The 3269-nt window shown below is 36.4% G+C and carries 3 protein-coding genes; all 3 read left to right on the forward strand.

Annotation, left to right across the window (positions count from 1 at the left end; genetic code table 11):
* Nucleotides 1-151 precede the first annotated feature (151 nt).
* A complete protein-coding gene (locus FYJ58_RS14450; protein ID WP_154520375.1) occupies nucleotides 152-1435 on the forward strand; it encodes a murein hydrolase activator EnvC family protein in 1284 nt (427 codons plus the stop codon).
* Nucleotides 1436-1467: 32 nt separating this feature from the next.
* Nucleotides 1468-2667, forward strand: coding sequence for a S41 family peptidase (locus FYJ58_RS14455; protein ID WP_154520376.1), 1200 nt, complete (start codon nucleotides 1468-1470; stop codon nucleotides 2665-2667).
* Nucleotides 2668-2845: 178 nt separating this feature from the next.
* The gene (locus FYJ58_RS14460; RefSeq protein ID WP_205839286.1) at nucleotides 2846-3097 is read left to right on the forward strand and encodes a replication initiator protein A; all 252 of its coding nucleotides are present in this window, start codon (nucleotides 2846-2848) and stop codon (nucleotides 3095-3097) included.
* Nucleotides 3098-3269: the final 172 nt, after the last annotated feature.

The raw sequence follows: 3269 nt of genomic DNA on the forward strand, positions 1-3269 counted from the left end.
TGGAATTTTGGTCGAGGACATTATATCAAAAATGGGAGGTAAATGCTCTTTTTATTTGCAAACCTCCAATAAATTAAGGTTTTAAAAGAATTTTTAAAATAAAATACGGGTAGTTTTTGACACTACCTAAGCGAGAAAGGAGCGTCTATAGATGAAAAAAATATATCGGCTCTGCCTGATTGGAATTTTAGTTGCTTTTGTTGCAGGTGGAACGATTGGCGTTTGTTATGCTGCTTCTAACGGAACGATTAGTCAGGCGGAAAAACAAAAAGAAAAATTACAGAAAAAGAAGAAACAGACAGAGAAAGAAATCGCTGCTTTGGAAGTTGAGAAAGATAATGTAGCTGTTTACATTAAAAAATTAGATAAGCAGATGAACAAAATTAACAAAGAGATTAGTACATTGAATCTTAAGATTGAATCTGCAAATAAAAATTTGTCTGCTACAAAAGAGGAATTGGTAAAAGCAAAGCAGGAAGAGAAAAGGCAGTATGAGTCTATGAAGCTTCGCATACAATATATGTATGAAAATGGGAGCCAGGATTATATCGCGATTCTTTTAGAGTCAAAAAGTTTCAGTGATTTTTTGAACCGTGCAGAATACATCAGAAAAATATCGGAATATGATAATGCACTGTATGAAGATTATAAAGAAATGAAAGAGAAAATTTCTAAAAAGGAAAAGGAACTAGAGGACAAATTAGAAGAATTAAATGTGCTGAATGAAGAACTGGCATATGAAAAAAGTACAGTTAGGAAATTAACGGTTAGCAAGAACGAAGAGTTAAAGAAGTATGAAAGTTCAATTGATGATGCAAATGAGCAGGTTAATGCTTATCAGGAAGAGATTGAAAAGCAAGAGGCATTAATTGAAGATTTACTGGAACAAGAGCGAAAGCGAATTGAAGAGGAAGAGCGAAAGCGGAAGGAAGAAGAGGAACGGAAGAAACAGGAAGAAGCAAAGAAAAAGCAAGAGCAGACACAGCAAAATTCAAATACACAGAATCAGGGACAACCGGATTCTTCTACGCAAACGCAGGCAGGAGGATTTCGATGGCCATTAGCTGTATCAGGAAGAATTACTTCTTATTTTGGAGGACGAGATCAACCAACTGCAGGAGCAAGTACTTATCATAAGGGGATTGATATTGCAGCACCACAGGGAACTGCTGTGTTGGCAGCAAAAGGAGGAACGGTTGTTACCGCAACTTATTCTTCTTCTGCCGGTAATTATGTCATGATATATCATGGAAATAGCACATATACAGTGTATATGCACTGTTCTTCCCTGAATGTAAGTAAAGGTCAGCAAGTATCTCAGGGACAGACGATTGCAGCGGTTGGTTCTACAGGAGTATCTACAGGTGCACATTTACATTTTGGTATATCGGTAGGTGGTTCTTATGTTAATCCATTAAATTATGTGAGTCAATAAAGAATTATGACAGATTGGAGATGGGAGATACTATGAAAAATCGTTTTACGACAGGTGTTTTAGTTGGTGCAGGTTCGGCAGTTTTTGCTATACTACTTGCGGCATTTTTGATATTAGGAAAAGGAAATCTGGTAATAAATAGAAATGTAGCGGAAGAAAATTCCCAAATTATAAAGAAAGTTTCTTTACTGGAACAATATATCGACACATATTATCTGCGAGATACAGATAAGAAACAGTACGCTGAGGGAATTTATAAAGGTTTACTTGCCAGCCTGGATGATCCATATTCCACTTATTATACAAAAGAAGAATATGATGAGGTAATGACAAAGTCCTCAGGAACTTATTGTGGAATTGGTGCTTCTGTAATGCAGGATGGAAAATCAGGAGTTATTACAATTGTTTCTCCATTTGAAGGTAGCCCGGCAGAAGAGGCAGGTGTTTTACCGGGAGATATTGTTTATAAAGTTGAGGGAAAAGAAGTAACAGGAAAAGATTTATCCGAAGTTGTTTCTAAAATGAAAGGTGAGGAAGGAACTACGGTCGATATGTCATTGCTTCGTGATACAGAAGTCATTGATGTAACAATAACAAGAAAAGAAATTGAAACACCAACGGTTCAGTCTAAAATGCTAGAGAAAGAAAAAATAGGCTATATTCGTATTTCCGGTTTTGAGGGAGTTACGGCAGAACAGTTTAAAAGTGCATTAGAAGAGCTGGAACAAAAAGGTGAAAAAGGACTGATTATTGATCTTCGGGGAAATGGAGGCGGAAGACTAGATGCAGTTGTCGATATGCTAGACCGCATGCTTCCAAAAGGAGTTATTGTCAGTACAAAGACAAAAGAAGGAAAGGGCGAAGAATATAAATCTTCCGGGAAAGAACAGTTTGATAAGCCTCTGGCAGTTTTGATTAATGGTAATAGTGCGAGTGCTTCCGAAGTATTTGCAGGTGCAATTCAAGATTATGGAATTGGAAAATTAGTTGGTACGACAAGCTTTGGAAAAGGCATTGTTCAGACGGTATTTAAGCTTGATGATGGTTCGGCAGTGAAGCTTACAACTTCAGAATATTTTACACCAAAAGGAAGAAACATCCATGGAAAAGGTCTTAAGCCGGATGTAGAGGTAGAATTGGACGAGGAACTTGCAAAGAAGATTAATATTAAAGAAAGTGATGATAACCAGCTTCAGAAGGCGATTGATGTGGTGCAGGGTATGATGGAATAGGATAAGTTTAATTTAAGATAATTTGTTTTAACTAAAATTACCAAGAATTCCCCCACTTCTATAAGGAGGGCACTGAAAAAGTAGAAAACACTACCTATATTTGATATTTATATTTTACCAAACATAGGTGATGTTTTCTACTTTTTCAGTGCCCTCCGTCAGTGAGGGGGGAGGAAGTTTGCAATTTGACTCTTTTTATCCCAAGCAGGCTGACCAGTATGCCTTTTATTGTATTCCAAGACGATTATTTACAGATAGCAATCTTAAGGAGCTGACAGTAGAAGCAAAGATACTGTACGGTCTGATGTTAGATTTTGTGTCATTATCTTTGAAAAATATGTGGATTGATAAAAAACGAAGAGTATATATCATTTTCACATTGAAAGAAGTCATGGGCACTCTGAACTGTGGTGATAAGAAAGCTACCTGATTGATGGGAGAATTGGAAAAGTGCGGTTTGATTGAGAGAGACAGGTATAAAATGTCAAGACCTAATGTACAAAAAATATGATATAAAAATGTACAATTAGTCTGTTTGTTTTAAGTGATCTTTTAATCTGTATGATTTTCCTGATATAGGAATTACATGTGCGTGATGCAAT

The organism is Velocimicrobium porci (genome assembly GCF_009696045.1).
Taxonomy (GTDB): domain Bacteria; phylum Bacillota; class Clostridia; order Lachnospirales; family Lachnospiraceae; genus Velocimicrobium; species Velocimicrobium porci.